Raw genomic sequence first — 24,838 nt, forward strand, 5'->3', positions numbered from 1 at the left:
TCATGCCCGAACTGACCTTGATCGAGCTCCTGGCCCTGCTGCGCGCCTGCGCCGGCGAGGACGAGTCGCACGACCTGACCGGCGACGTGCTGGACACGCCCTTCGCCGAGCTGGGCTACGACTCGATCGCCCTGCTGGAGACCACGTCCCGGATCGAGCGGGACTACGGCGTGGAGCTGAGCGAGGACGCCGTCGCGCAGGTGCTGACGCCGGCGGAGTTCCTGGAGCTGGTCAACGACAACCTCAGGTCGGTGCGCTCGTGACCGGACCCGACCTGGCCGGCCGTACCGCGCTGGTCACCGGCGGCAGTCGCGGGCTCGGCCTGGCCATCGCGCGCAAACTGTGCGCGTCCGGCGTCGACGTGTTGATCAACTACGCCGGCTCGGACGAGGACGCGGAGAAGGCGGTCGCCTCGCTGACCGGGCTGCGCGGCACCGCACGGGCGGTCAAGGCCGACGTCACGGACTCGGCCGCGCTGGACTCCATGCTGGCACAGATCCACAGCCTGGACATCTTCGTGCACAACTGCTCCCGGCTGACCCCGATGTTCGCGCTGGCAACGGATCCCGGGGTCGTCGACGAGTCGCTGGCCATCGCACTGCGGCCACTGCTGGCCGGCGCGGCGCGGCTGGCCGAGCTGATGGCCGACCGGCCGGGGCGGATCATCGCCGTGTCCAGCTCCGGCGCGCACAAGGCGGTGCCGGGCTACGTCGCCGCCGGCGTGGCCAAGGCCGCCATGGAGAGCGCCGTCCGCTACCTGGCGGCCGAGCTGGCCGGCCGCGGGATCGCGGTGAACGCGGTCTCCACGTCCAAGATCGACAAGGGCGACCGGACGGTCCGCCCCGAGCAGATCAAGGCGCTGGCGGCGCGTACTCCGGCCGGCCGGCTGACCACGCCGGACGACGTGGCCGGCGTGGTCGCGCTGCTCTGCGCGGACGAGGCGGCGTGGATCCACGGGCAGGTCATCACCGCCGACGGCGGCCTGGGCATCGTCTGACATGGGCGAGGACACCGAGGTCTGCGTGATCGGCGCGGGGCCGGCCGGCCTCGCGCTGACCCTGATGCTGCTGCGGTCCGGCGCGCGGGTGACGCTGGTGGAACGGGCCACCGGCTTCGACCGGGAGTTCCGCGGCGAGATCCTGCAGCCGGGCGGCCAGGCCGTGCTGGCGTCGCTCGGCGTGCTGGACGCCGTGCGGACCCGGGGCGCGTGCCGGCTGGACCGGTTCCAGCTGGTCGACGGCGACCGGACGCTGCTGGACATCGACTACCGCCGGCTGCCGGAGCCGCACGATCATCTGCTCGCCGTGCCGCAGCGGCACCTGCTGGTGGAACTGCTTGCCGCGTGCCGGGAACACGAGGGTTTCGAGTACCTCGACGGCCATCGCGTCAGCGAGTTGCTGCGGGACGGCGACCGGTACACCGGTGCTGTGGTTACGGGCCAGGGCAAACGCGCGATCACCGCGAAGGTCGTGGTGGGCGCGGACGGCCGCTACTCCAAGACCCGCGCGCTGGCCGGGATCGACGCCGGCCGGCACGACGCGTTCGACCAGGACGTGTTGTGGTTCAAGCTGTTCGCACCCGGCCGGTAGCAGGGCCGGGTGGTGGTGCACCGCCGGGCCGGCAGCACGCCGGTGCTGGTGCACGACTCGCACCCGGACCGGCTGCAGATCGGCTGGACGTTGCCGCACAAGGGATGGCGGCTGATCGCCGACCAGGGCATCGAGCACGTGCGGGAACAGCTGATGACCGCGCTGCCGCAGTTCGCCGACCTGATCGCCGAGCAGGTCACGGCGCTGTCCGACCTGACGCTGCTGGACGTGTTCTCCGGCCGGGCGCCGGAGTGGGGGCGCGACGGCTTGGTGCTGTTGGGCGACAGCGCGCACACGCACAGCCCGATCGGGGCGCAGGGCATCAACCTCGCGCTGTAGGACGCCGCCGTGCTGCACCCGGTGCTACTGGACGTGTTGGCCAGTGGCGACGCCAGCGCGGAAAGGCTGCGGCCGTACGTCGACCAGCGCGGGCCGGTCGTGGACGGCGTGCTGAAGCTGCAACGCATGCAGGCCAAGGGCATGTTGGGCCGCTCGAACCCGGTCGCCGACGCGGTGCGGCCCGCCGTGGCCAAGCTGATCGGCCGCACGCCGATCGGCGTCAAGATCACCAATCGGATCGCCTACGGTCGCGCCCCGGTGGCGGTGCGCACCGACCTGTTTCAGTGAGGAGTGAACACGGTGCGAGTCATCGACCTGTCGTCCCCGGTGGACGCCAACCAGTGGGAGCCGGACGCGGTCGTGCACAAGATCATGACGCCGGCCGAGGGCGCGGTGCACATGAGCGAGGAGATGAAGGCCCACTTCGGCATCGACTTCGACCCTTCGGTGCTGCCCAACGGCGAACTGCTGTCGCTGGACACGTTCACGCCGACCAGCCACACCGGCACGCACGTGGACGCGCCGGCGCACTACGGCACCGTGACCGCCTACGGGGAGCCCCGCACCATCGAGCAGATGCCGCTGGAGTGGTTCCTGCGCCCCGCCGTCGTGCTGGACGTGCGGGACCAGCCGGTCGGCGTGGCGGTGCTGGAGAAGGAGCTGGCCCGGATCGGCTACCAGCCGCAGCCGTTGGACATCGTAATCCTGCACACCGGGGCGTCGGAGTACGTGGGCACGCAGAAGTACTTCACCGACTTCTGCGGCCTCGACGGCCCCGCCACGGACTTCCTGCTGGACCTGGGGATCCGGGTCATCGGCACGGACGCGTTCAGCCTGGACGCGCCGTTCGGCGACACGATCCGCCGCTACCAGGCCACCGGCGACCGGGACGTGCTGTGGCCGGCGCACTTCGCCGGGCGGCGCCGGGAGTACTGCCAGATCGAGCGGCTGCACAACCTGGAGGCCGTGCCGTCGGTCGGGTTCCGGCTGTCGTGCTTCCCGGTCAAGCTGGTCAACTCGGGCGCGGGCTGGACGCGCGCGGTGGCGCTGCTGGACGACTGAAGGGGGTTGGCCGGCGGACAAGGCGCGGGCTGAACGACTGCGGAACAAGACGACTGAGGGGAGTTGGTCCGGCAGATACAGCGGGCTGGACGACTGAGGGGAGTTGGTCCGGCGGACGCGGGGGATGCTTCCGCCGGACCGGGCCGGTGGCGGGCGCGGAGGGGAGTCGCGGCCGCCACCGTGGCATTCAGGGAGTGCTGCGAATGAACATGGGCCCTCCAGGACTTCAACGGCGTTGTAGTTCAACGCTGTTGAACCATGCGGCATAATGGGCGGCGATGTCAACCCGGATTCACACCGAAGGAGGCGGGACCACGTGCGGCTGAGCCGTCAGGACATCCTGGCCGGCGCGCTCGACCTGCTGGACGAGGTCGGCGCGGACAACCTCACCATGCGCCGGCTGGCCACCGCGCTGGGTGTGACCAACGGCGCCACCTACTGGCACTTCGCCAGCAAGCAGGTGCTGCTGGCCGCGATGGCCGAGAGCATGCTGGCCGGCGTCACCAACGGCCTCGACCGGGACGCGCCCTGGTGGGAGCAGCTCACCGCGACCGCGCACCGGCTGCACGCGGCCCTGAAGTCACGCCGGGACGGGGCCCGCATCTTCGCCGGGGCCTTCTTCCCCGAGCCCAACGCGCTGGCCTACGGCGAGACGATGATCGGCATCCTCCGGGAGGCCGGGATGAGCCCCCGGGACGCCGTGTGGACCGTCGACACGATCACGTACTACGTGGTCGGCCACACCATCGAGGAGCAGGCGGCCGCCGGGCTGGCCGAGGACGACGTGCCGGACCTGCGGGCGGCGCTGGACCCCGAGCTGCACCCGAACACGCTGGCCGCCATCGACGACATCCCGGCCCCGCACCCGCCCGAGCACTTCGACCACGGCCTGGAGCTGATCATCTCCGGGCTGCGGACGCGACTCGGGGTCGAGGTGGTCTCGAATGGCGGGTGACACGGTCGGAGGCGGTCGTGGCGCAGCCGGCGCCGCCGCCCCGAGAGGACGTGGAACCTGTGGGAACCGACCTGTTCAGTGCCGAGTTGTCACCGCGGCTGCGGCTGATGCTGCTGGCCAACGCGCACCGGTTCGCCGCGATCGTGCAGGTGGCGGCCGAACTGGGCGTCGCGGACCGGCTGGCCGGGGGTCCGCTGCCGGTACGGGAACTGGCGGCGGCGTGCGGGGCGCACGAGCAGGCGCTGGGCCGGATCCTGCGCAGCGGGGCGCTGCTGGGGCTGTTCCGCGAGGTCGAGCCGGACTGCTCCGAATTGACGCCGGTCTCCGAGGGGCTGCGCACCGACCTGCCGGACGGCGTGCGGGACGCGGTGCTGCTGGACGGCACCCCGATGTTCTGGCTGCCGTTCGGACAGCTGGCGCACAGCGCCCGAACCGGCGAACCGGCCTTCGACGCGGTGTTCGGCCGGTCGTTCTGGTCCCATGTGGACAGTGATGCCCGATCGGGCGCGGTGTTCGACGCGGCGATGACGACGATGAGCCGCCGGCCAGCTGCACGGCCAGGTGCCCGATCGAGCCGGCGGCCGCGTGCACCAGCACGCTCTCGCCCTCGGCCAGCCGGCCGGCCTTCAGCACCTCCAGGGCGACCTGGCCCGGCGAGGTCAGCATCGTCGCCTCGGCGGCGTCCATCTCCGCCGGCACGGAGACCAGGTACTTGGCCGGCGCCAGCGAGTAGTCCGCGTACGAGCTGTGGAAGGCGACGCCGGTCACCCGGTCGCCGACGGCGACGTTGGTGACGCCCTCGCCCAGCGCGTCGACGTAGCCGACGACGTCACCGCCGGGCGACGCGGGCAGCGCGACGTTGCCGGCGTAGAAGATGCCGCGGCGCTCCTGGGTGGACGCGAAGTTCACGCCGATCGCCTCGGCCCGCAGCCGCACCATGCCCGGCCCCGGCTCCGGGATCGGCAGCTCGTCGATCTGGAGCACCTGCGGCGGACCGTACTGGTGGTAGCGCACGACTCGCATGGAATTCCCCTCAGGCATAGGACTCGGCCAGGTTCATGGTGGCAATGCTGTTGCGGCTCAACGCTTCCCGGACGAAGTCCCGGTGTTCGGCGTCGCGCAGGATCACGGTGTGCTGGGAACGGATGACCGCGCCGCCGTCGACGGGGCGCACGGTCCACTCGCCGGTGTGCACGTCCATCAGCGCGGGCGTGCGGGTCTGCTTGTAGACGATGCGGCGCTCGGCGGGGAAGCAGATCCGCACCGACTCGGTCGTATGGGTGGAGCCGTCGGCGGTGCGCGTGTCCATGGACATCAGCTGCACACCCGGCTCGTCCTCGACCAGGTCGAGCCGGGCCACGTGCGGCAGCCGGTCCGGCCAGCGCTCGGCGCGGTCCAGGAACTCGTACGCGGCGTCGGCGCTGCCGTCCACCCGCACCTCGTCGGCGAACGAGAACATCAGCTCGCCGAGCTCGGAGTGCTTCTCCGCCAACGACTTCAGGTTTCCCAGCTCGCGGCCGCTGTTGCGGTCGGTGGCCTTCTCCACCCAGGCGACGTGCTCGGGGGCGTCGTCGACGACGGTGAAGTCGTGCAGCAGGGTCAGGCGGCAGTCATCGGGCCCCAAGGGTTCCACGACCCAGGTGCCGCACATCGACTCGACCGGCGCGGCGGACACCTCCTGGCGGAACTCGATCCGGCGGGCCTTCGCGTCCAGCTTGCGGCGTGAGGTCCAGGACTTGACGGTTCCGTTGGCGGTGGCCCACATCCGCAGCCGCTCGTCCACGCCGTCGAACTCCGTCCGGCGCACGTGGATGTTGGGCGGCAGGTACTGCGGCCACATGGTGGTGTCGGCGATCAGCCCCTAGACGAGGTCCGCGGGGGCGCCGACGTCGATGCCGTGACTGGTCTGGTGCACGTCGATCCCCCGTTCTCAGTAGTTTCCGAGGCCGCCGCAGACGTTGAGCGCCTGCGCGGTGATGGATGCGGCGCTGGCGCTGGTCAGGTAGCCGACCAGGCCGGCGACCTCCTCCGGGCTGGAGTAGCGGCCGAGCGGGATCTTGGCCTGGAACTTCTCCAGCACCGCACCCTCGGTGGTGCCCCACACCTGCGCGTAACCCTGCCGAACCCGTTGCGCCATCGGCGTTTCCACGTAACCGGGGCACACCGCGTTCACGGTGATGCCGCGCGGCGCGAGCTCACCGCCCAACGCCTTGGTGAAGCCGATGACACCGTGCTTGGACGCCGAGTACGGCGCGCCGAGCACCACGCCCTGCTTGCCGGCGGTGCTGGCGATGTTGATGATCCGGCCGTAGCACTGGCCGGCCAGGCCACCGGTGGTGAGCACCTCGCGCGTCACCAGGAAGACGGAGTTGAGGTTGGTGTCGATGACGTCGTGCCAGAGCTCGTCGGTGAGCTCGGCGGTCACGCCGCCGCCGCTGCGGCCGGCGTTGTTCACCAGCACGTTGATCGGCCCGTACCGGTCGACGGCGCTGCGCACCAGGTCGGCGACCTCGGAGCGGGAGCGGACGTCGCACGCGGCGCCGTCCACCTCCAGCCCCTGGGACCGCAGCTCGGCCACGGTGTCCTGCACCCGCTCCTTGGTCCGCGCGCACAGGAACACGCGCTGCCCGCGCCGGGCGAGTTCGGTCGCCACCGCCAGGCCGATGCCGCTGGTGGCGCCCGTGACCAATGCGGTCGGTTCGGTTTCTGTTGTCATGGCTGCCCTTCCGACTTGCCGGAGGCCAGCCTGCGCGGCGCCACTTGAGCGCCGATCGCGCTGAGGTAAACCGCTAGACGGTCACGCCCGCGAACAGATCGTCCTCGGGCAACTCGGTCGCCACCGTGGCCTCGACCAGGTGGTAGTCCTCGGTCGGCCACGCCTTCTGCTCCAGCTCCAGCGGGCAGGAGAAGATCGGGTGGTCGGGGTCGACCTGGGTCTCGTGGGCGAGCATCGCGGCCTTGCGGGTCGGGAAGTACTCGGCGCACTCGACCTGGGTGGTGATCGGCCAGCGCGGCGGCTCGTCGGGCAGCTCCTTGAGCACCTCGCCGTGCGGGGACTCCAGGCCGGCCGCGGTCATCGCGTCGTAGATGGCCTGGAAGTAGGCGCGGCTGAAGGCGTTGGTGTAGTACAGCTTCGCCGGCTGCCACGGCTCGCCGGCATCCGGATAGCGGTCGGCGTCGCCGGCCGCGTGATAGGCCTCGACCGCAACCTTGTGGCTCATGATGTGGTCGGGATGCGGGTAGCCGCCGTTCTCGTCGTAGGCGACGATCACGTGCGGCCGGAACTCCCGCACGGCCTTGACCAGCGGAGCCGCGGCGTCGGTCAGTTCGGTCAGCGCGAAGCAGCCCTCGGGCAGCGCCTCGCCGTCCTTGGGCAGACCGGAGTCGACGAAGCCCATGAACTGCTGCCGGATGCCGAGGATCTCACGGGCCCGGTCCATCTCCCTGCGGCGCAGGTTGGCCAGGTCGGCCCACATCTCGGGGCGGTCCATCCGCGGGTTGAGCACGTCGCCGCGTTCGCCTCCGGTCATCGTGCACACCAGCACGTCGGCGCCTTCCGCGGCGTACTTCGCCAGCGTCGCCGCCCCCTTGCTGGACTCGTCGTCCGGGTGGGCGTGCACGGCCATCAGTCGCAAGCCGGTGCGTGAGGGCACAGTCGTGTTCTCCTTACTTGGTACGGCCCGGGTAGAGCGCGGCCGGGATGAGGGTGAGGGCGCTGAGCGCCAGCGCCCACCAGAACGTGTCGGCGTAGGCGACGCCCGGCGTGCCGGCGCTGGACAGGTTGTCCTGCAACAGGAAGGCCAGCACCGCCGTGCCGATCGAGCCGCCGATCCGGTTGAGCACGGTGCGGGCGCTGGTGGCGCCCGGGATCTGCGGGCGGTCCACCGAGGTGTAGATCGCCGCCACGTTCGGCGGCACGGTCGCCCCGATCCCCGCCCCGCGCAGGAACAACGCCACGCAGATGGGGATCAGCCCCAGCTCCTGTCCGGCGAACAGGAACGGCACGGTGCCGACCATCGTGAGCAGGATGCCGAGCAGCACCACGGCTCGCGGCCCGTACTTCGGCGTCAGCTTGCCGGCCAACGGCGTGGCCAGCGCGGTGCCCAGCGCCTGCGGCGCGAGCAACAGCCCGGCCTGCAACGCGTTCAGGCCCCGCACCTGGGCAAAGTACAGCGGTAGCAACAACATCGAGCTGTACAGCGCGGCGCCGAGCAGGAACGTGTTCACGCTGGCGAGCGTGAAACCCCGGCGGGTGAACAGGGTCAGGTCCAGCAGCGACACCTTCCCGGTCCGCAACGCGTGCACCACGTAACCAATGAGCAGCACGACACCGGCCACCAGGATCTCGATCTGGCTGGTGTCGGACAGCCCGTACACCAGCGCGGCCAGGCCGGGTGGCAACAGCAGCAACCCGACCAGGTCCGGCCGCGTGCGGACGGTCTCCTGGTCGTCGGCCGGCACGATGCTCGCCGCCAGCAGCAGCGTCACCAGGCCGATCGGCACGTTGACGTAGAACATCCAGCGCCAGTCGGCCACCTGCAGGATGAGCCCGCCGATGACCGGCCCGGCGACCGGCGCGAACGTGATCGGCACGGTGATGATGCCGACCACCCGCCCGATCCGGCTCGGCCCGGCGTGCCGGGCCAGCAGGGCCTGGCCGACCGGCTGCATCAGCCCGCCGCCGAGCCCCTGCAGGACCCGGCAGACGATCAGCGCCGGCGCGGACCAGGCCAGCCCGCACAGCGCCGACGCCGCGACGAACAGCGTGACCGACGCCAGCCAGACCCGCTTGCCGCCGAAGCGCTGGGTCAGCCAGCCGGACAGCGGCGCCACCAGGGCCACGGCCAGCAGGTATGCGGTGCTCACCCACTGCACGGACGCGAGGTCGGCGGTCAGGCCGCGGCCGATCGCCCCGATGCCGACCGTGACGATGGTCGCGTCCAGCTGAGCCAGCAGCGCGCCGAGGATCAGCACCCCGCCGAGCCGGAGCAGCCACGGGTCGAGCCGGTCGACTTCGGCGGTGGACTTCAAGCAGCCTCCTCGGACAAATTTAGGTCGAGTAAGACTTTAGGTCGAAGCGATAGTTATGCGCAACCTATATTCGCGAGCTAGACTGCGCCGGGTGAGGGGTGCGGAGAGGAGCAGTGCTGGTGAGGGAGCTGGAGTCCAGGTGACCGGTCTGCGGGAGCGCAAGAAGCTGGCGACCCGCCAGCACCTGGCCCACGTGGCCACGCTGATGTTCATCGAGCACGGCTTCGACCGGGTCACCATCGCCGAGATCGCCGAGGCCGCGGGCGTGTCGAAGATGACCGTCACGAACTACTTCCCGCTCAAGGAGGACCTGGTCTTCGACGCCCACGCCGGCGTGGTCGACAGCCTGGCCGCGCTGGTCCGGACCCGCCCCGAGGGGCAGTCCGTGGTCGACGCGCTGCTGGCGGGATTTCTCACGTCGCTCAAGGCCAGGACCGTGGTCTCCGGCTACGCCACGCCGGGATTCGCCCGCCTGGTACGGGAAAGCGACCGGCTCCGGGCCCGGGAACGCGAGATCGACGAGCTGCGCGAGGAGGCCCTGGCGGCCGAGCTGGCGGACGAGGTCGCCGCGCCCCGGTTCGTCGCCGCCGTGATCGCCGGCGTGTACCGCACGCTGTTCCGGCTGACCCGTGAGCACATCCTGGCCGGCCTGGAGTGGGACGAGGTGTGCGAGCGGATGACAGAGGCCGCCACCGCCGGCTTCGACCTGATCCGGCCGGTGGTGGCCGCCTGAGGGTGCTCAGCCGCGGATGGCCGTGGGCAGCCAGCGGCGCACCGCCGACACCAGCGAGTCCTCCGCCGCCGTGACCGTGCACTCCACGTCGAGCGTCGTGCCGGCCAACCGCGCGACCGCTGTCACGGCGTGGAACCGGCGATCGCGGCTGCCCGTCCACTTCAGCGCCAGCACATCCGGGGCGACGACGGCCGCTGCCCACCCGGACTCGACCAGCCGGCGCTGCACGTCCTCCAGCGATCCGGTGACCGCGACGGAGCCGCTCGCATGGACGGTTCGGGCGGACAGCGAGGAGAAGTTCTCGGCGATCCGCTTGACGTGGTCGAGCTGCGCGGTCGTGTTGCGGGCGACGTCGGCGGTGCGCTCGGCGCTGGCGCCGGCGAAGGTGTGGGCCAGCCGCACCACGGTCCCGGCCGAGGTCGGCTCGAACGTCCACTCGCCGGCCATCGCGGTCAGCGGGGCCGGCTCCAGGTGCTCGAAGGTGATGCGCAGGCCGTCGGGGTCCAGCTCGCGGCGCGCGGTCCACGAGCGGACGGTGTCGCCGGCCAGCACCCAGCGGCGCACCACGTCGCCGGACACCGACGCGTACAGGTGCGGGGCGAAGAACTGGGGCGCCCGGTCCACCCGGGCGATCAGGTCGTAGAGCAGCGGAGGCGGCGCGGCGACCGTGATGTCGCCTCGGATGGTCGTCGTGGTCACGTGACGAGGCTGGGCCGGGCGGCTCAACGGCCGCCCGGCCGGGTCGCCCGGTGCAGCGCGGCCACGTAGCGGGCGCTGTCCTCGGCGAACATCGTGTGGTACAGCCCGCAGTCCACGACGGTGTCGAAGCGGTCCCACGTAGCCGGTCAGCTCGGTGGCGTCGGACACCGCGAACTCCACGTCCACGCCCCGCTCCCGCGCCTTGGCGGCGGCCCGCTCGATCGCGATCGCCGACGCGTCCACACCGACGACCCGGTGTCCGTTGGCCGCCATGTGGATCGCGTCCTCACCGGTGCCGCAGCCGGCGTCCAGCACCTCGCCGCGGATCAGGCCCTGCTCGACCAGCGCCACCACGAACGGGGCCGGCGCGTCCCGGTCCCACGGCGCCCGCGGCGAGTTGCGGTAGACGGTCTCGACGGGGTGTCGATCACAGCTGTCTCCTCGGTGCGTGCCTGTCCACCGGGAAAACGTAGGTCGGCCCCGTAGAGCCCGCCTTGAGGTTCACCGCAGCGCCTCGATCACCGGTCCGAAGGCGTCCATGCAGTGGTGGCTCACCGTGACGTAGTTCAGCCCGAACCGCTCGCGGCCGGCCCTGATCTGCTCGGCCAGCTGCTTTTCCGTGCCCAGCAACAGGAACGACGAGTCCAGCACCTGGGGCACGGTCAGCTGCGGCATCCGCTCGGCGACAAAGCGCTCCGCCGCCGCACGCCGGTTCGGCGTCACCTCCACGTAGTGCACGTGCAGGTTGCCCTCGATCTCCGGGAACCGCGCGCCCGCGTGCTGCCGTACGAAGGCCAGCCGCTCGACCAAACCGTCCGCGTCGTGCAGCCGGAACGTGCCGGGCGGGCTGTTCGGCACCTGGTAGAGGCCGCCGTGACTGATGATGTCGACGTGTTCCGCCGCCAGCCGCAGCACCCGTCGCCCGGTGCCGCCGATCAGCAGCGGCGGCCCCGACTTGCCGAACCCGTCGCGCTGCGCCGGCACGAAACCGTTGTCACCGAACAGGAAATCGCGGACCTCGGTGATCGTCCTGGCCAGCAGCTCGACCCGTGCGCCGAACGGCCGCCAGGCAACACCGACGTCGTCGAACTCCCACCTGGCCCAGCCCGCCCCGATGCCGACCTCCAGCCGGCCGCCGGTCAGCTGGTCGGCGGTGACGATCTCGCGGGCGAGCAGGCCCGGGTTCCAGAACGCCGCGTTGAGCACGAAACTGCCCACCCGCAACCGTTCCGTGGCCAGGGCCGCGGCGACCATCGTCGGGAACGGCGACGGCCCGGTGCGGTCGTCCGGGGCCGGGCCGAGGTGATCGGGCACCAGCGCCACGTCGTAGCCGTAGGACTCGGCCCGGCGCACCGTGGCGACGAAGTCGTCGCCGGGCAGCACGCCACGGACCGTGAAGCCGAACCGGAACGTCACTTGGCCGCCTTCGGCAGCCCCACCGCCAGCACCGCGATCGCCACCGCCAGCACGCCCGCCGTCAGCAGTGCCGCCCCGTAGCCCGCCGTCGCGTCGGCCATCGCGGCGGCCACAGTGGACAGTGCGGCGACGCCGATGCTGCCGCCGACCTGCCGGCTGGTGTTCATCAGCGCCGAGGCCAGGCCGGCGTCGGTCGGCGGCACGCCGGTCATCGCCGCCATGGTGATCGGCAGCACCGCCGTGCCGAGGCCGAGTCCGATGAGGACGGTCGGGCCGAGGATCTCCGTCAGGTACGGGCTGTCCGCGCTGAACCGCGCCTGCCACAGCAGGCCGGCCGCGGCCACCAGCGCGCCGGCGATCAGTGTCGTCTTCGGGCCGACCAGGCCGACCAGCTTGCGCGCGAACAGCGACGCGAGCGCGATGGCGATGGTCATCGGCAGGATGGCCAGGCCGGAGCTCAGCGCACTGTAGTGCTGAACCCCTTGCAGGTACAGGGAGATGAAGTACACCGAGCACGTGGTCAGCGCGCCGGCCACCATCATGATCACGTTGCCGACGCTGAGGCTGCGCACCCGGAACACCGCCAGCCGCACGAGCGGCTGCGCGACGCGGGATTCCAGCAGCACGAACACCGTCAGCAGGACCACGGCGATGATCAGCGGCAGGCACACCTGCGGCGAGGACCACGGCGTGTTCTCCGCATTGCCGACGCCGAGCACCAGCGCGCCCAGGCCGATCGTCGCCGTGAGCGCGCCCGGAACGTCCAAGGTGCGCGGCCGGCTGCTCGCGGGCGGTTCGAGCGCGGGCAGCGCCCGCAGGCTGACCGCGAACAGCGCGATGCCGATCGGCACGTTGACCAGCAGCACCCAGCGCCAGCCGAGGCTGTCCGTCAGCGCGCCGCCGAGCAGCACCGCGATGCTGCCGGCCAGCGTGGTGGCCGCGCTCCAGATGCTCATCGCCTTGGTGCGGGCGGCCGGCTCGGTGTAGACGGCCGTGATCAGCGCGATCGGCGCCGGGGCGAGCATCGCCGCGCCGACGCCCTGCAGGGCGCGGGCGGCGATCAGCATCGGGCCGCTGAGCGCGAGGCCGCCGAGCAGGCTGAACAGCGTGAACACGCCCAGGCCGGCCAGGAAGACCCGCTTGCGGCCGAACAGGTCGGCGGCGCGTCCGCCGAGCAGGAGCAGGCCGCCGAACAGCAACAGATAGGCGTTGATCACCCACTGCTGCTGCCCGGCGCTCATGCCCAGGCCGTCCCGCATCGAGGGCAGCGCCACCTGCACGATCAGCGCGTCCAGCACGACCATGAACTGGGCCAGGCAGGCCACCACCGCGACCGCGGGGCCCGGCGTCCGCAGGCCGGTGGCGTCGGGCGGCTGGGCGGAGGAGGTGAGACTCATGGCTCGCGAGGTGCCTCTCGATCCGTCTTGAACATAGTTGAAGTTCAACTGCGTTCAAGTTAGGTGGCGGACCCGGCGGCTGTCAATCGGGTTCAGCTGCCCGGCAGCGCCGCGACCAGCTGCCGGTACTGCGGCTCCCAGCTCTCCACGAAGTCTTTGCGGACCGCCGCCGGAATCCGCTCGATCATCGCCGCGCGGGCGTTCGGGTCGGCCATCTCCAGCACCATCGGCAGGTCCCGGCGGAAGCTGTCCATGGAGTGGTTGCGGGCCAGCTGGCCGCTGAGCGCCTTGAACGTCTGCTCGCTGACGTCGCGCTCCAGCACCGGCACCATCCTGGTCTCCTCCAGCTCCAGGTGGTCGCGCATCATCGCGTCGAACCCGTCGATCCGGGCCAGCAGCGCCGTCAGCTCCGCGTCCCAGTCCGCCGGTCCCTTCGCCAGCGTCCGCAGCCCCTCGTCGATCGCCTCCAGGTGGCCGTCCAGCCGGCCGTGCTGCGACTCCAGCTCCTGCGCGATGTCGATCAGCCCCGGGTCCGCCGCCAGCGCCACCGGCCACACGAACCGGTCCTCGCCGGCGTGATGGCCCTCGAGGATCTCGGTGAAGATGTGCCACCACTGCGTCAGCCGCTCGACCGCCGCCGCGTCGCCGGCGCCGACGTGCCCGAGCCGGCTGCCCAGCTCCGGCACGACCCGACGGATCAGGTGGTGGGTGATCAGGAATCCGGTGAGGTCGTTGCCCTCGGACACGGCCACTTCCCTTCGTCACACGTTGGTGGTCCCAGGGAAGTCGCCGCGTCTCGAAGCCACCTGGAGTGCCCGTGGAACCGCCCCGAACGGCCATTGGCGTCGACGGATCGTTGACGGTCGGTCGACGGAGCGTGTCTAGTCGTCGTCGGACGATCGCAACCTGGAGGGGCGCATGCGGAAACTGGCCAAGGCCTGCTCGATTTCACTGTTATCGCTCGCGACGATCGCCGGGCTCGCGCCGGCGGCCCAGGCGGCGGAGCCGGGTGGCGGGGACATCAAGGTGGCGCTGCAGCAGATACCGGGGCTGACGATCGTCAAGGAGGACCCGGCGCCGGCGGGCTTTCGGTTCTTCGAGCTGACGTTCACCCAGCCGGCGGACCACCGGCGCCCGGATGCCGGCACGTTCCAGCAGCGGTTCACGTTGCTGCACCGGGACTTCGCGGCGCCGACGGTGGCGTTCACCAGTGGCTACAACGTCTCCACGACGCCGAACCGGTCCGAGCCGACGCAGATCGTCAACGGCAACCAGCTGTCGATGGAGTACCGGTACTTCCTGCCGTCCCGGCCGGAGCCGGCGAACTGGTCGCAGCAGCTGACGATCTGGCAGGCTGCGGCCGACGAACACCGTGCCGTGCAGGCGTTCAAGGCGATCTACCCGGGCAAGTGGCTGGCCACCGGCGGCAGCAAGGGCGGCATGACCGCGACCTACTTCCGGCGGTTCTTCCCCGACGACGTCGACGGGACCATCCCTTACGTCGCGCCGAACGAGGTCGTCCGGAACGGCAGCTACAACCGGTTCCTCGCGCGGGTCGGCAACGACCCGGCCTGCCGCGACAACCTCAAGGCCCTCCAGCGCGACGCGTTGAAGCGGCGTGACGAGCTCGGCGCGGTCGCCGCCAAGGACGCGGCCAAGAAGGGGTACACGTTCTCCATCGTCGGCTCCGCCGACGAGTCGCTGGAGATCGCGGTGATCGACTCCTACTTCGCGTTCTGGCAGTACCAGACCCAGGCCCAGTGCGCCGCCGTGCCCAAGCCCGGCGCGCCGGCCGACCAGGTCTACGCGTGGTTCGAACAGGTGGAGAGCCTGAACACCTATGCAGACCAGGAGCTCTCGCCGTACGTCCCGTACTACTACCAGGCCGCCGTCCAGCTGAACGCGCCCGAGGCGTACGACAGCTACCTGCGCGACCTGCTGCGCTACCCGGGCGCTGACGCCCCGCGGACCTTCATCCCGAAGGACGTCAAGGTCCCGCCGTTCCAGCCCTTCGCCATGGCCGACATCGATCTGTGGGTCAAGGCGCACGGCTCGCAGTTCCTGTTCATCTACGGCGCCAACGACCCTTGGGGCGCCGAGCCGTTCGAGCTGGGCTACGGCAGCCGCGACTCGTACCGGTACTTCGTGGCCGGCGGCAACCACGGCTCGCGGATCTCCCAGCTCCCCGCCGACCAGGCCGCCACCGCGACTGCCGCCGTCCGCCGCTGGGCCGGTCTCCCACCCACTCCCACCGGCCCCAGGTTCCAGTCCAACACCGCCGGCTTCCCGCTGTTCGACGCCGACCTCACCCTGACCGACCACCCGCGCCTCTGAGGCCGGCTGCTGCGGCTTCCTCGGACGGGTTCACGGCCGAGGAAGCCGTGGCGAGAAGCGTGCAGACGATGGCGCCGGCGTAGGCAACGGCCACGACGATCATCGGCAGCCGCAAGGACATCCCGGAGTTGCCGGCGGTGAGCAGGGTTCCGAGCACGGCGGTGCCCAGCGCGCCGCCGGCCTGGCGAGCGGTGTTGAGCACGCCGCTGGCCAGCGTGGTGTGGCGGGCAGGTACACCGGACATCGCGACGGATGTCATGGCCGGCATGGCAATGGAGCAGAAGCACAGCAGAATGCCGCCCACCACGGCAAAAGGAGTGAGGACGAGCAGGGCGGCCCCGAGAAGGCCGAGGGAAAAGCCCACCAGCATGGGCAATCTCGGACCGAACCGCGCGGTGAGCCGGCCGCTGAGCGTGGCCCCGACGCCGATGGCGACGGTGAGCGGGAGGATGAGCATCCCGGTCGCGAAGGCGGACCGACCGGCCGGCCCCTGGAAATGCAGCGACAGGCAGAGCAGGGTGCCGTAGAGGCAGAAGTTGAAGATCAGGCCGGCGGCGGTGGCGGCGGAGAACGGCCGCGAGGAGAAGATCTCCAACGGCAGCATGGGATCACGCCGGCGTCGCTCGACGAGAACGAACGCGATGCCGACGGCCAGGCCGCCGAGCACCAGCGCGTACCGGCCGACCTCGATGAGCCCGGCCACGAAGGCGGACAGCGCAACAGTGCCCAGGACAAGTCCGTACGGGTCGAGCCGCCGGTCGCGTCGCGGCGGCGACTCGCGGACATACCGCCGGATCAGGACCACGGCGGCCACGGTGAACGGCACGTTCACCCAGAAGATCGCGCGCCAGTCGGCGAGTGCGATGAGCACTCCACCGGCGACCGGACCGGCGGCGAGGCCGATGCTCGCGATGCCGCCCCACACGCCCAGCGCGTGCGCCCGATCCTTCGGTTCGGGGAACTGCCGGATGATCAAGGCGAGGGAACACGGCAGCAGCGCGGCGGCGCCGACGCCCTGCACGGCCCTGGCGACGATCAGGACCGGCATGGTCGGCGCGGACGAGCACAGGACGGAGCCGACGCCGAACACCACCACGCCGAGCACGCAGATCCGGCGCGAGCCGTACCGGTCGCCGAGCGAGCCCGCGGTGAGCATGCCGGCGGCCAGGGCGATCGTGTAGCTGGCCACCACCCACTGCTCCCCGCCGAGGCCGCCGCCGATGTCGCGCCGGATCGCCTCGAGCGCGACGTTCACCACGGTCACGTCGAGTTGGACGACGAAGAACCCCATACACAGCGCGAGAAGCGCCGGCCATGTGCGACTCACGAACTTGATCGTGGCGCGGAATCGGTTCGTCGCCGGTCGAAGTGTGGTTCAGGCGGCGGGCTGGACGAGTTCGAGGAGGTTGCCCTCGGGGTCCTTGACGTACGCGAAGCGGGCGCCGGGGCGGACGGCCGGGGCGGGCGCGCTGACCTCGGTGGCGCCGGCCTCGATCAGGTGGGCGAAGGTCTGGTCGAGGTCGGCGACGTGGAGGGCCCAGTGGAAGTAGCCCTGGGTGCCGGCGCCGTCGAAGGGGTCGGCGAACTCCTGCGGCGCGGAGCCGCCACGCTCGATGAGCTCGATCTTGAGGCCGTCGGCGCTGCGCAGGATGGCCGAGCGGACGTGGGCCTCGGGCAGGGCGAACTCCTCCTCGACCTCGGTCATGGCCAGCGCCTCGCGGTAGAAGCGGCGCTGCGCGTCGAGGTCGGCGACGGAGAGGCCGACGTGGTCGAAGACAGGGGCAGCCATGGTCGAAAACCTCCCACACGAGATGGTAAGTGCTATTAACATTGAAGCATGAACACGCGGCGGAGCGGCTACCACCACGGTGATCTGCGCAACGCGCTGGAGACGGCGGCGCTGGAGCTGGTGGCGGAGCGGGGCGCGCACGGATTCACCATGGCGGAGGCCAGCCGGCGGGCCCAGGTGAGCGTGGCGGCGCCGTTCAAGCACTTCGCGAACCGGGAGGCGCTGCTGGCGGCGCTGGTGCTGAAAGCCCACGACGAGCAGGCCCGACGGTTCGCGGAGGCGGTGGGATCGACAGCCGATCCGGTCGAGCAGCTGGCCGAATTCGCGGCCGCCTACGTGCAGTTCACGGTCGACGAGCCGGCATTGTCGGAACTCATCTTCGGCGCCGGAATCGACAAGTCGGCGTATCCGGAACTGGCGGCGGCTGGCGGCAAGGTCCTCGACGTCCTGATGGCGCCGGCCCAGGCGCTCAGCCCCGACGCACTGGCGCTCGTGCACACCATCGGCGCCATGGCCCACGGCTGCGCGGCCTTCCTCCGGGAACGGGTCTTCGACAGTCCGGAGACGGCGAAGGCGAGTGCCCGCGCGGCGGCGCGGGCACTCGCCCGGGCCCGCTAGCCCAACGGCAGTGGGAGCCGGGCGGCCAACTCCCCCAGCGCGACCTTCTCGGCGCCGGTGGGCGCACGACGACCGGTGCCGACCAGCAGAACATCCTTGTCGGAGAAGGAATCCGGGAAGGCGGCGCCGGCGATCCGCTCCAGCATCGCCCGGGCCCGGGCGAGGGCTTCGGCGGGCGGCTCGGCCGCGGCCGGCAGGTGGGCGATCAGGTCGAGGTGGTGCAGGCTCCACTCCACGACGTACGCGTCGAGGTAGTCGCCGGCGGTGATCACCTGCTCCCGCGTGCCGACGCGCAGGGCCGGGTCGGCCAGCTCGGCGGCGCGGCCGGCGGCGGAGCCGAGGTCGTCGAGGTGGAACTTCAGCAGCGCCGGGTCCCCGTAGGCGGCGGCGAGCCGGACGATCAGGGCGTCGAGCGGATCCTCGCCGGTCGGTGTCTTGACGACCTCCCAGTACGTCACGGCGTCGCGGGTCGGCTCGGCGTCGACCGGCGTGGCCAGCGTGATCAGGACGTCCTGCGCGTCGATCACCAAGTGGCACACCAGGTCCCGGACCAGCCAGCCCGCGCAGCCCGAGGGCCGCTCGAAGTCCTGGTCGTCGAGGTCGGCGACGGCCCGCAGCAGCGCGGCCCACGAGCGCGAGAAGAGGTCCACGGCCGGAAGCTAACAGCGGCCGCCGCCGGCCGCGACCGATTTACCCTCAGTCCACAGTGGACACGGGCGTCAGCCGGATCATCGGGAACTTCCGGGTGGTGCGGGTCTCGTACTCCTTGGCGTCCGGCCAGTACTCCGCCCAGATCCCGTACAGGCGCTCCCATTCCGGCCCGTCCGGCCGCACGATTGTGGTGCGCACCCGCAGCGTCTCGCCCGGCACTTCGACCGTCGTCTCGCCCGAGCCGGCCTCGATGTTGCCCACCCAGTCCGGGTCCTTGGGCGCGCCGCCCATCGAGCCGCAGATCAGGTACGCGTCGCCGTCCTTGGCCGCGACCAGCGGGTTCACCCGCTCCTGGCCGGTCTTGCGGCCGATGTGGTGCAGCAGCAGGAGCCGCTTGCCCTCGAAGGGGCCACCGACCACGCCGTCGTTGGCGCGGAAGGCCTCGATGATCTGGGCGTTCATGTCGCTCATGGCGTTGACTTTAACCCTCAAGTATTGTGACTTCAACCATTGAGCGTTCAAGTCCGCCGACCGGAAACCGGCGGAACAGCGCCCGAACCACCCCTCGGCCAGCCGTCGGCGAACAACGGGCCCAGCGCCTCGTACAGCGCCTTGACCTGCTCCGGCGTCAACCGGTCGATGAGCCGCTCGCGCACGGCCGCCACATGCCCCGGCGCGGACTCCGACAGCTTGCGCCAGCCCTCGTCGGTGAGGGTGGCGACGGTGGAGCGGCGCTGGCCGGTGGCATAGGAGCGGGTGAGCCAGCCGTTGGCCTCCAGCTTGGCGGCGGCGTGGGACAGCCGCGACAGCGAGCCGTTGGTGGCGACGGCGAGGTCGCTCATCAGGCGGGACCGGGTCGGCGACTCGGACAGCATGGCCAGCACGTAGTACTCGTAACGGGTGAGGCCGGCGTCCCGGCGCAGCTGGGAGTCGATCTCGGACAGCAGGGACTCGCCGATGGCGTGCATGCGCATCCAGAGGGCACGTTCGTCCTCGTCCAGCCACCGTTGCGCCATGGCGCGCATGGTAGCCGGACCCCGAAATACGACCATGGTTGTTTCCGCAACCGTGTCGAGCACCCGATCGACTGGCAAGGGTTGACCCCGGCGCGGAATAAGACCAAGATTTGTTGGCGAAACTTCGGGGACGTTCCAGGGAGCGGCGGCGTGGCGCAGCAGAGGTTCGTGATCGTCGGGGGCGGGCTGGCCGGTGCGAAGGCCGCCGAGGCCCTGCGCGACAAGGGGTTCGACGGGAAGATCACGCTGGTCGGCGACGAGCGGCACCTGCCGTACGAGCGGCCGCCGCTGTCCAAGGACCACCTGGCCGGCAAGGCCGATCGGGACAGCATGACCGTGCACCCGGCCATCTGGTACGCCGAGCACGACGTGGAGCTGGCGCTGGGCATCGGGGTCAGCCGCATCGACCGCGACGAGCACCGCGTGCAGCTGGCCGACGGCAGCGCCCACGCCTACGACAAGCTGCTGCTGGCGACCGGCGCGAGCCCCAAGCGGCCGCCGATCCCGGGCGCGGACGCGCCGGGAGTGCACTACCTGCGCCGGATCGAGGACTCGGAGTCCATCAAGGACACCTTCGCCACCGCCTCTCGGCTGGTGGTGATCGGCGCCGGCTGGATCGGCCTCGAGGTCGCGGCCGCCGCGCGGCAGGCCGGCGTGGCGGTCACGCTGCTGGAGTCGGCGGAGCTGCCGCTGCTACGCGTGCTCGGCCCGGAGGTCGCACCGGTGTTCGCGGACCTGCACCGGGCACACGACGTCGACCTCCGGTTCGGGGTGACCGTCGCCCAGATCGCCGCCGACGGCGTGACGTTGGCCGACGGCACGGAGATCGCCGCCGACGCGGTGGTCGTCGGCGTCGGCGCGACCCCGAACACCCAGCTGGCCGAGCGGGCCGGCCTGCCCGTGGACAACGGGATCGTGGTCGACGCCGCGCTGCGCACCGCCGACCCGGACATCGTGGCCGCGGGCGACGTCGCCAACGCGTTCCATCCCGTGCTGGGCAAGCACATCCGGGTCGAGCACTGGGCGAACGCGCTGAGCCAGCCGCCGGTGGCCGCGGCCACCATGCTGGGGCAGCGGGCCAGCCACGAGGACCTGCCGTACTTCTTCACCGACCAGTACGACCTGGGCATGGAGTACGTCGGCGACGCGTCCGGCTACGACCGGGTGGTGTTCCGCGGCGACGTCGCCGCCCGCGAGTTCATCGCCTTCTGGCTCAAGGACAACCGCGTCCTGGCCGGCATGAACGTCAACGTCTGGGACGTCGTCGACCCGATCAAGGCCCTGATCCGGCAGGCCGTCCCGGTCGACCCGCAGGCGCTGGCCGACCCCGACCAGCCGCTCACGGCCGCTGAGCAGTGACGTCCGGCCCGCCTTCCGGGCGGACGCCTAAACCTCGATGGGATGTTCGATCACTTCGTACTCGGCGGAGCCGTTGCGGCGTACGAAGTGCAGGTCCACCAGCAGCCGGCGCAGGCCGGCCACGTCGTCGCCGGCCTGGGCGAGACAGTCGTTGACCTCGGCCTCGGTCAGCTTCCGGCCGTTCGGCAGCAGCGTGCACAGCACGGCGGCGAAGGCGTCGAGATCGGCCGGCCGCTTCGGCAGCGCCTCGATGCGGCCGTGCACCAGGTACCGGCGCAGCGGCGAGGAGGGTGGGATGGCGCGGGCCAGGGCCGTTGCTTCGACGACCGCCTCCGCGAGTTCGCCGAGCGGCGCCAGGTCGGCGATGAGCTGCCCGCGGACCTTGGCCAGCAGGCCCGCCTCGGTCAGCCGGCCCACCTCCTTGGCCACCACCCGCAGGTCGAAGCCCAGCTCGCCGAGCACAACCGGGACCTGCCGCTGGTTGCGGTCGGCGATCGCGGCCAGGATGGCCAGCCGGGTCGGGTTGGACAACGCCTGCAACGCGGCGGCCGCCGCACTCAACTTCGCTGACACCGCCGCAGGGTAAACCGGCGACGCGGGGGCCGCCTCCCAATTACCGTGCACGCGTGCGCAACCTGTTGAGCCGGCTCCGCCGGCGGCCGGAACCCACGCCGCAGCGGTCCATCCTGGACGAATACGTGACGACAGCGCCCTCGCCGCAGAACGCCGTCGACATCTTCGCCGGTGAATGGTCCTCCGCGCTGCCCGTCGCCGAAGCCGGCCCGATTCCGCTGTTCGCCGACGACCGGGTCGAGTGGGCGCTCGACCAGCTCGGCGGCGTGGCCGGGGCTCGTGTGCTGGAGTTGGGGCCGCTGGAGGGCGGGCACACCTACATGCTGACCCGGGCCGGCGCCGACGTGTTGGCGGTCGAGTCGCAGACCCGGGCGTACCTGAAGTGCCTGATCGCCAAGGAGCTCGTAGGCATGCCGTCGGCACGTTTCGTGCTCGGCGACTTCATGGCCTACCTACGGGACAGCTCCATGCGGTTCGACCTGGTCTTCGCCAGCGGCGTGCTGTACCACATGCGCAACCCCGTCGAGACGATCGCCCTCACCGCCAGGGCCGCCGACCAGATCTTCCTCTGGACCCATTACCACGACGAGGAGATCGTCCGCGCCAGCGAACTCCTCTCGCCTCGCTTCACCACCAGCGAGACGTCGTCGTACGAGGGCTTCGAGCACACCCTTCACCGCTTCGAGTACGAAAGCGCCCTGCAGCTCAAGGGTTTCTGCGGCGGCAGCGCCCCGCACAGCAACTGGTTGTCCCGCGACGACCTGACCGCCGCCCTGGAACACTTCGGCTGGCGGATCAAGGCCGTCTCCTTCGACACCCCCGACCACCCCCACGGCCCGGCCCTCGCCCTGGTCGCTACGAAGTCCTGACGTTGAGCTTGCCGTACTGACCGCCCCGCACCTGCGCGGGATCGAACAGGTCCGCCAGGAAGGCGACGTCGTCGGCGCTGAGTCGAACAGCCGTGGCGGCGGCGTTCTGCCGCGCGTACTCCGCGCGCTTCGTGCCCGGGATGGGCGCGATGGCGTACGGCTGGGCGAGCAGCCAAGCCAGCGCGACCTGCCCGGGCCGGTACCCGCACTCGTCGGCGAAGTCCTTCAACCCCTCGACGAGACGGAGATTGTGCGCGAAGTTCTCCGCCTCGAACTTGGGCAGCGTCGACCGGAAGTCGTCGCCGGCGAACGAGCTGTCCGCGGTGAAGCGGCCGGCCAGCGCGGCCCGCCCGAGCGGGCTGTACGGCACGAAGGTGATGCCGAGCTCGCGGCAGGTGGGCAGCACCTCCCGCTCGACCTCGCGGGCCCACAGCGAGTACTCGCTCTGCAGCGCCGAGATCGGCGTCACGGCGGCGGCCCTGCGCAGGATGTCCGGCTGGACGTTGCTGAGTCCGATCGCCCGGATCTTGCCCGCCTGCACGAGGTCGGCCATCGCCCCGACGGTGTCCTCGACCGGCACGGACGGGTCCACGCGGTGGAGGTAGTAGAGGTCGACGTGGTCGACGCCGAGTCGGCGCAGGCTGGCCTCGCACGCCTCGGCCACGTACTCCGGGCGTCCGTCGAAGGTGACACCGCCGTCCGGATGCAGCCGGCAGCCGAACTTGGTCGCCAGCACGACCTCGTCGCGCCGTCCGCCGATGGCGCGTCCGAGCAGATCCTCGTTGTGCCCGAAGCCGTTCCGGGACGGGACTCCCGACGCGGCGCCGTAGATGTCGGACGTGTCGAAGTGGTCGATGCCCGCGTCGATGGCGGCGTGCACGGTGGCGACCGACTCCCGCTCGTCGGCGTCGCCGTAGAACTGGGACATTCCCATGCAGCCCAGGCCGATCGGGCGGACGGAGATGTCGGTGTGCCCGAGGGCGACGCGGGCCGCCTGCGCGATGGTGTCCACGACCCGAACATAGCGGGCCACTGGACACATATCAAGTGTCCGGCGGACCGCTATCCTGGCCCGATGGACGAGATGCCGCCCTTCCAGCGGGCCAGACGCCCTGAGCAGCGGGAACTGCGCCGGCAGGAGATCCTGGACGCGGCCGAGTCGCTGCTGGCCGAACTGCCGGCGGAGGAGATCAGCCTCCGCGAGCTGGCCCGGCGACTGGACGTCTCCAAGACGCACGTCGTGCGCTACTTCGAGAGCCGCGAGGGGGTCTTCCTCGAACTGCTCAACCGGATGCGCCGGTCCTGGTTGGACGCCGTCGAGTGGCCGACCGACCCCGACCAGGTGATGCCGGTTCTGGCCGACTCCCTGGCAGCCCGGCCGATCCTGTGCCAGCTGTGGAGCATGCTGCCGACCGTCCTGGAACGGAACGTCTCCGTCGAGACAGTCCGCGCCTACAAGCTCGTCGACCTGGAACACCGCACCGAGCTGGCCAACCAGATCGCCGACCGGGTCCCCGCGCTGTCCGCCGACGACGCGCTCCTGCTGACCGAGCACATCGTCGTCGGCCTCGTCGGCCTGTGGCCGTTCAGCCGCCCGACGCCGACCGTCGTCGAGGCCACCAGGGACGATCCCCGACTTGCCCGCGCCCGGGTGGACTTTCCGGCGCGATACGGGGAACTCCTTCGGGTGATGCTGGCCGGCATGACCACCCGGGATTCGCGTACCGCTACCCCCTAGGGGTATAAAGGAGGGGACGAGCCCGCAGCTCCCCCGGCCAGTTCCCCGGCCGGCCGCGTCGCGGGCACCCCGACCACAGGAGGACGACGATGCACGGTTACGCCGACCACAAGGAGGCGCACCTGCGTCGCCTGCGCCGGATCGAAGGTCAGGTCCGCGGACTGCAGCGCATGATCGACGAGGACAAGTACTGCATCGACATCCTGACGCAGATCTCCGCCGCGACCAGAGCGTTGCAGGCGGTGTCCCTGTCGCTGCTCGACGAGCACCTCAGACACTGCGTCACCGACGCCATCGCCGAGGGCGGCGCGAGCGCCGACGAGAAGATCAAGGAGGCGGGCGACGCCATCGCCCGTCTCGTGCGGTCCTGACTGGCCCCTTCCCCACCCCATCCCCGTCTCCAAGGAGAAAGAACAACCCATGGCCGAGAGCACCTACACCGTCCAGGGCATGACCTGCGGCCACTGCGTCAGCTCGGTGACAGAGGAGGTCAGCGAGGTCACGGGCGTGCGGCAGGTGGACGTCGACCTGGCGACCGGCCGGCTCACCGTGGTCAGCGACGTCGACGTGCCGGCGGCGGACATCCGCGCGGCCGTCGAGGAGGCCGGCTACCAGCTGGTCGGCTGACGCCCGGGCCCGCCGCCGTGGCGGCGGCGGGCCGCTCACTGCA

General features: G+C 71.1%; 32 protein-coding genes and 2 pseudogenes. 17 read left to right on the forward strand and 17 right to left on the reverse strand.

Annotation, left to right across the window (positions count from 1 at the left end):
- The first annotated feature begins 2 nt into the window (after positions 1-2).
- The 8 genes from BJ998_RS07065 to BJ998_RS49690 all read left to right on the forward strand — a co-directional run bounded on the left by BJ998_RS07065 (position 3) and on the right by BJ998_RS49690 (position 4,739).
- A complete protein-coding gene (locus BJ998_RS07065) occupies positions 3-263 on the forward strand; it encodes an acyl carrier protein (RefSeq protein ID WP_184859573.1) in 261 nt (86 codons plus the stop codon).
- Positions 260-997: an SDR family oxidoreductase gene (locus BJ998_RS07070; protein ID WP_184859575.1), complete on the forward strand. Its 738-nt coding sequence runs from the start codon at positions 260-262 to the stop codon at positions 995-997. The genes BJ998_RS07065 and BJ998_RS07070 overlap by 4 nt, the downstream gene beginning before the upstream one ends.
- A gap of 1 nt (position 998) precedes the next feature.
- The gene (locus BJ998_RS47195) at positions 999-1,589 is read left to right on the forward strand and encodes an FAD-dependent monooxygenase (RefSeq protein WP_246488541.1); all 591 of its coding nucleotides are present in this window, start codon (positions 999-1,001) and stop codon (positions 1,587-1,589) included.
- Between the two features lie 9 nt (positions 1,590-1,598).
- On the forward strand, positions 1,599-1,928 hold the full coding sequence (locus tag BJ998_RS49070; RefSeq protein ID WP_312889973.1) for an FAD-dependent monooxygenase: 330 nt from the start codon (positions 1,599-1,601) through the stop codon (positions 1,926-1,928).
- A 9-nt stretch (positions 1,929-1,937) separates the two neighbouring features.
- Entirely contained in the window at positions 1,938-2,216 is a 279-nt protein-coding gene (locus BJ998_RS47205; RefSeq protein ID WP_246488542.1) for a hypothetical protein, read from the forward strand.
- Positions 2,217-2,228: 12 nt separating this feature from the next.
- Positions 2,229-2,990, forward strand: coding sequence for a cyclase family protein (locus BJ998_RS07080; RefSeq protein WP_184859577.1), 762 nt, complete (start codon positions 2,229-2,231; stop codon positions 2,988-2,990).
- A gap of 316 nt (positions 2,991-3,306) precedes the next feature.
- Positions 3,307-3,945 (forward strand): TetR/AcrR family transcriptional regulator C-terminal domain-containing protein, encoded by a 639-nt coding sequence (locus tag BJ998_RS07085; protein WP_184859579.1) that lies wholly within the window; start codon positions 3,307-3,309, stop codon positions 3,943-3,945.
- 107 nt (positions 3,946-4,052) lie between these two features.
- Positions 4,053-4,739 carry a methyltransferase family protein gene (locus BJ998_RS49690; protein WP_425559030.1) on the forward strand — a complete coding sequence of 229 codons (687 nt, stop codon included), beginning with the start codon at positions 4,053-4,055 and terminating at the stop codon, positions 4,737-4,739.
- On the opposite strand, the pseudogene BJ998_RS49695 reads toward BJ998_RS49690, so the two are convergent.
- A pseudogene (locus tag BJ998_RS49695) lies at positions 4,699-4,884 on the reverse strand (alcohol dehydrogenase catalytic domain-containing protein); the annotation flags it as partial. The gene BJ998_RS49690 and the pseudogene BJ998_RS49695 sit on opposite strands and share 41 nt — an antisense overlap.
- On the opposite strand from BJ998_RS49695, the gene BJ998_RS48525 reads away from it, so the two are divergent.
- Positions 4,820-4,954, forward strand: coding sequence for a hypothetical protein (locus BJ998_RS48525; RefSeq protein ID WP_281392804.1), 135 nt, complete (start codon positions 4,820-4,822; stop codon positions 4,952-4,954). The pseudogene BJ998_RS49695 and the gene BJ998_RS48525 sit on opposite strands and share 65 nt — an antisense overlap.
- Before the next feature lie 24 nt (positions 4,955-4,978).
- Here BJ998_RS48525 and BJ998_RS07095 read toward each other — a convergent pair whose 3' ends face one another.
- The 4 genes from BJ998_RS07095 to BJ998_RS07110 form a co-directional block, all read right to left on the reverse strand.
- On the reverse strand, positions 4,979-5,803 hold the full coding sequence (locus BJ998_RS07095; RefSeq protein ID WP_281393148.1) for an aromatase/cyclase: 825 nt from the start codon (positions 5,801-5,803) through the stop codon (positions 4,979-4,981).
- Between the two features lie 72 nt (positions 5,804-5,875).
- Positions 5,876-6,661 carry a 3-oxoacyl-ACP reductase FabG gene (fabG, locus tag BJ998_RS07100; protein ID WP_184859585.1) on the reverse strand — a complete coding sequence of 262 codons (786 nt, stop codon included), beginning with the start codon at positions 6,659-6,661 and terminating at the stop codon, positions 5,876-5,878.
- A 73-nt stretch (positions 6,662-6,734) separates the two neighbouring features.
- A complete protein-coding gene (gene mca, locus BJ998_RS07105) occupies positions 6,735-7,571 on the reverse strand; it encodes a mycothiol conjugate amidase Mca (protein WP_184868491.1) in 837 nt (278 codons plus the stop codon).
- 40 nt (positions 7,572-7,611) lie between these two features.
- The gene (locus tag BJ998_RS07110) at positions 7,612-8,976 is read right to left on the reverse strand and encodes an MDR family MFS transporter (protein ID WP_246488544.1); all 1,365 of its coding nucleotides are present in this window, start codon (positions 8,974-8,976) and stop codon (positions 7,612-7,614) included.
- A gap of 139 nt (positions 8,977-9,115) precedes the next feature.
- Between BJ998_RS07110 and BJ998_RS07115 the strand changes: the two genes are divergently transcribed.
- Positions 9,116-9,709 (forward strand): TetR/AcrR family transcriptional regulator, encoded by a 594-nt coding sequence (locus BJ998_RS07115; RefSeq protein ID WP_221337901.1) that lies wholly within the window; start codon positions 9,116-9,118, stop codon positions 9,707-9,709.
- A 6-nt stretch (positions 9,710-9,715) separates the two neighbouring features.
- Here BJ998_RS07115 and BJ998_RS07120 read toward each other — a convergent pair whose 3' ends face one another.
- The 5 genes and pseudogenes from BJ998_RS07120 to BJ998_RS07135 all read right to left on the reverse strand — a co-directional run bounded on the left by BJ998_RS07120 (position 9,716) and on the right by BJ998_RS07135 (position 13,967).
- On the reverse strand, positions 9,716-10,588 hold the full coding sequence (locus tag BJ998_RS07120; RefSeq protein ID WP_312890540.1) for an SRPBCC family protein: 873 nt from the start codon (positions 10,586-10,588) through the stop codon (positions 9,716-9,718).
- A pseudogene (locus BJ998_RS48530) lies at positions 10,565-10,783 on the reverse strand (class I SAM-dependent methyltransferase); the annotation flags it as partial. The gene BJ998_RS07120 and the pseudogene BJ998_RS48530, both read right to left, overlap by 24 nt.
- Positions 10,784-10,909: 126 nt before the next feature.
- Positions 10,910-11,824, reverse strand: coding sequence for a TIGR03621 family F420-dependent LLM class oxidoreductase (locus BJ998_RS07125; protein WP_184859591.1), 915 nt, complete (start codon positions 11,822-11,824; stop codon positions 10,910-10,912).
- Positions 11,821-13,221, reverse strand: a complete 1,401-nt coding sequence (locus BJ998_RS07130) for a DHA2 family efflux MFS transporter permease subunit (protein WP_184859593.1) — start codon at positions 13,219-13,221, stop codon at positions 11,821-11,823. Before BJ998_RS07130 ends, BJ998_RS07125 begins: the two co-directional genes overlap by 4 nt.
- Positions 13,222-13,313: 92 nt before the next feature.
- Positions 13,314-13,967: a hemerythrin domain-containing protein gene (locus tag BJ998_RS07135; RefSeq protein ID WP_184859595.1), complete on the reverse strand. Its 654-nt coding sequence runs from the start codon at positions 13,965-13,967 to the stop codon at positions 13,314-13,316.
- A 172-nt stretch (positions 13,968-14,139) separates the two neighbouring features.
- Between BJ998_RS07135 and BJ998_RS07140 the strand changes: the two genes are divergently transcribed.
- Positions 14,140-15,555 carry a S28 family serine protease gene (locus BJ998_RS07140; RefSeq protein WP_184859597.1) on the forward strand — a complete coding sequence of 472 codons (1,416 nt, stop codon included), beginning with the start codon at positions 14,140-14,142 and terminating at the stop codon, positions 15,553-15,555.
- On the opposite strand, the gene BJ998_RS07145 is transcribed toward BJ998_RS07140, so the two are convergent.
- Together BJ998_RS07145 and BJ998_RS07150 are read right to left on the reverse strand one after the other, a co-directional pair.
- Positions 15,527-16,882 (reverse strand): MFS transporter, encoded by a 1,356-nt coding sequence (locus tag BJ998_RS07145; RefSeq protein ID WP_312889974.1) that lies wholly within the window; start codon positions 16,880-16,882, stop codon positions 15,527-15,529. The genes BJ998_RS07140 and BJ998_RS07145 overlap by 29 nt on opposite strands.
- A gap of 48 nt (positions 16,883-16,930) precedes the next feature.
- Positions 16,931-17,344 (reverse strand): VOC family protein, encoded by a 414-nt coding sequence (locus tag BJ998_RS07150; protein ID WP_184859599.1) that lies wholly within the window; start codon positions 17,342-17,344, stop codon positions 16,931-16,933.
- 48 nt (positions 17,345-17,392) lie between these two features.
- Here BJ998_RS07150 and BJ998_RS07155 point away from each other — a divergent pair, with 48 nt between their 5' ends.
- Positions 17,393-17,962 (forward strand): TetR/AcrR family transcriptional regulator, encoded by a 570-nt coding sequence (locus tag BJ998_RS07155; RefSeq protein ID WP_184859601.1) that lies wholly within the window; start codon positions 17,393-17,395, stop codon positions 17,960-17,962.
- On the opposite strand, the gene BJ998_RS07160 is transcribed toward BJ998_RS07155, so the two are convergent.
- Genes BJ998_RS07160 through BJ998_RS07170 form a run of 3 tightly spaced genes read right to left on the reverse strand, consistent with a single transcriptional unit; the run spans position 17,959 to position 19,629 of the window.
- Positions 17,959-18,612: a maleylpyruvate isomerase N-terminal domain-containing protein gene (locus tag BJ998_RS07160; protein WP_184859603.1), complete on the reverse strand. Its 654-nt coding sequence runs from the start codon at positions 18,610-18,612 to the stop codon at positions 17,959-17,961. The two genes, BJ998_RS07155 and BJ998_RS07160, sit on opposite strands and share 4 nt — an antisense overlap.
- A gap of 46 nt (positions 18,613-18,658) precedes the next feature.
- Complete coding sequence (locus tag BJ998_RS07165) at positions 18,659-19,084, reverse strand: nitroreductase/quinone reductase family protein (protein WP_221337902.1); 426 nt, start codon at positions 19,082-19,084, stop codon at positions 18,659-18,661.
- 47 nt (positions 19,085-19,131) lie between these two features.
- Positions 19,132-19,629 (reverse strand): MarR family winged helix-turn-helix transcriptional regulator, encoded by a 498-nt coding sequence (locus BJ998_RS07170; RefSeq protein WP_184859605.1) that lies wholly within the window; start codon positions 19,627-19,629, stop codon positions 19,132-19,134.
- Between the two features lie 150 nt (positions 19,630-19,779).
- Between BJ998_RS07170 and BJ998_RS07175 the strand changes: the two genes are divergently transcribed.
- On the forward strand, positions 19,780-20,988 hold the full coding sequence (locus BJ998_RS07175; protein ID WP_184859607.1) for an NAD(P)/FAD-dependent oxidoreductase: 1,209 nt from the start codon (positions 19,780-19,782) through the stop codon (positions 20,986-20,988).
- A gap of 27 nt (positions 20,989-21,015) precedes the next feature.
- Here BJ998_RS07175 and BJ998_RS07180 read toward each other — a convergent pair whose 3' ends face one another.
- Positions 21,016-21,561: a DUF2087 domain-containing protein gene (locus tag BJ998_RS07180; RefSeq protein WP_184859609.1), complete on the reverse strand. Its 546-nt coding sequence runs from the start codon at positions 21,559-21,561 to the stop codon at positions 21,016-21,018.
- A 53-nt stretch (positions 21,562-21,614) separates the two neighbouring features.
- Here BJ998_RS07180 and BJ998_RS07185 point away from each other — a divergent pair, with 53 nt between their 5' ends.
- Positions 21,615-22,430 (forward strand): DUF1698 domain-containing protein, encoded by an 816-nt coding sequence (locus tag BJ998_RS07185; protein ID WP_221337904.1) that lies wholly within the window; start codon positions 21,615-21,617, stop codon positions 22,428-22,430.
- Here the strand turns inward: BJ998_RS07185 and BJ998_RS07190 are convergent.
- Positions 22,417-23,442 carry an aldo/keto reductase gene (locus BJ998_RS07190; RefSeq protein WP_221337905.1) on the reverse strand — a complete coding sequence of 342 codons (1,026 nt, stop codon included), beginning with the start codon at positions 23,440-23,442 and terminating at the stop codon, positions 22,417-22,419. The genes BJ998_RS07185 and BJ998_RS07190 overlap by 14 nt on opposite strands.
- Before the next feature lie 63 nt (positions 23,443-23,505).
- Between BJ998_RS07190 and BJ998_RS07195 the strand changes: the two genes are divergently transcribed.
- The 3 genes from BJ998_RS07195 (at position 23,506) to BJ998_RS07205 (ending at position 24,795) form a co-directional block, all read left to right on the forward strand.
- Entirely contained in the window at positions 23,506-24,168 is a 663-nt protein-coding gene (locus BJ998_RS07195) for a TetR/AcrR family transcriptional regulator (RefSeq protein ID WP_221337906.1), read from the forward strand.
- A gap of 89 nt (positions 24,169-24,257) precedes the next feature.
- Positions 24,258-24,539, forward strand: coding sequence for a metal-sensitive transcriptional regulator (locus BJ998_RS07200; RefSeq protein ID WP_184859612.1), 282 nt, complete (start codon positions 24,258-24,260; stop codon positions 24,537-24,539).
- A 49-nt stretch (positions 24,540-24,588) separates the two neighbouring features.
- A complete protein-coding gene (locus tag BJ998_RS07205) occupies positions 24,589-24,795 on the forward strand; it encodes a heavy-metal-associated domain-containing protein (protein ID WP_184859614.1) in 207 nt (68 codons plus the stop codon).
- Positions 24,796-24,838 lie beyond the last annotated feature (43 nt).

The sequence above is a fragment of the Kutzneria kofuensis genome (assembly GCF_014203355.1).
GTDB lineage: Bacteria > Actinomycetota > Actinomycetes > Mycobacteriales > Pseudonocardiaceae > Kutzneria > Kutzneria kofuensis.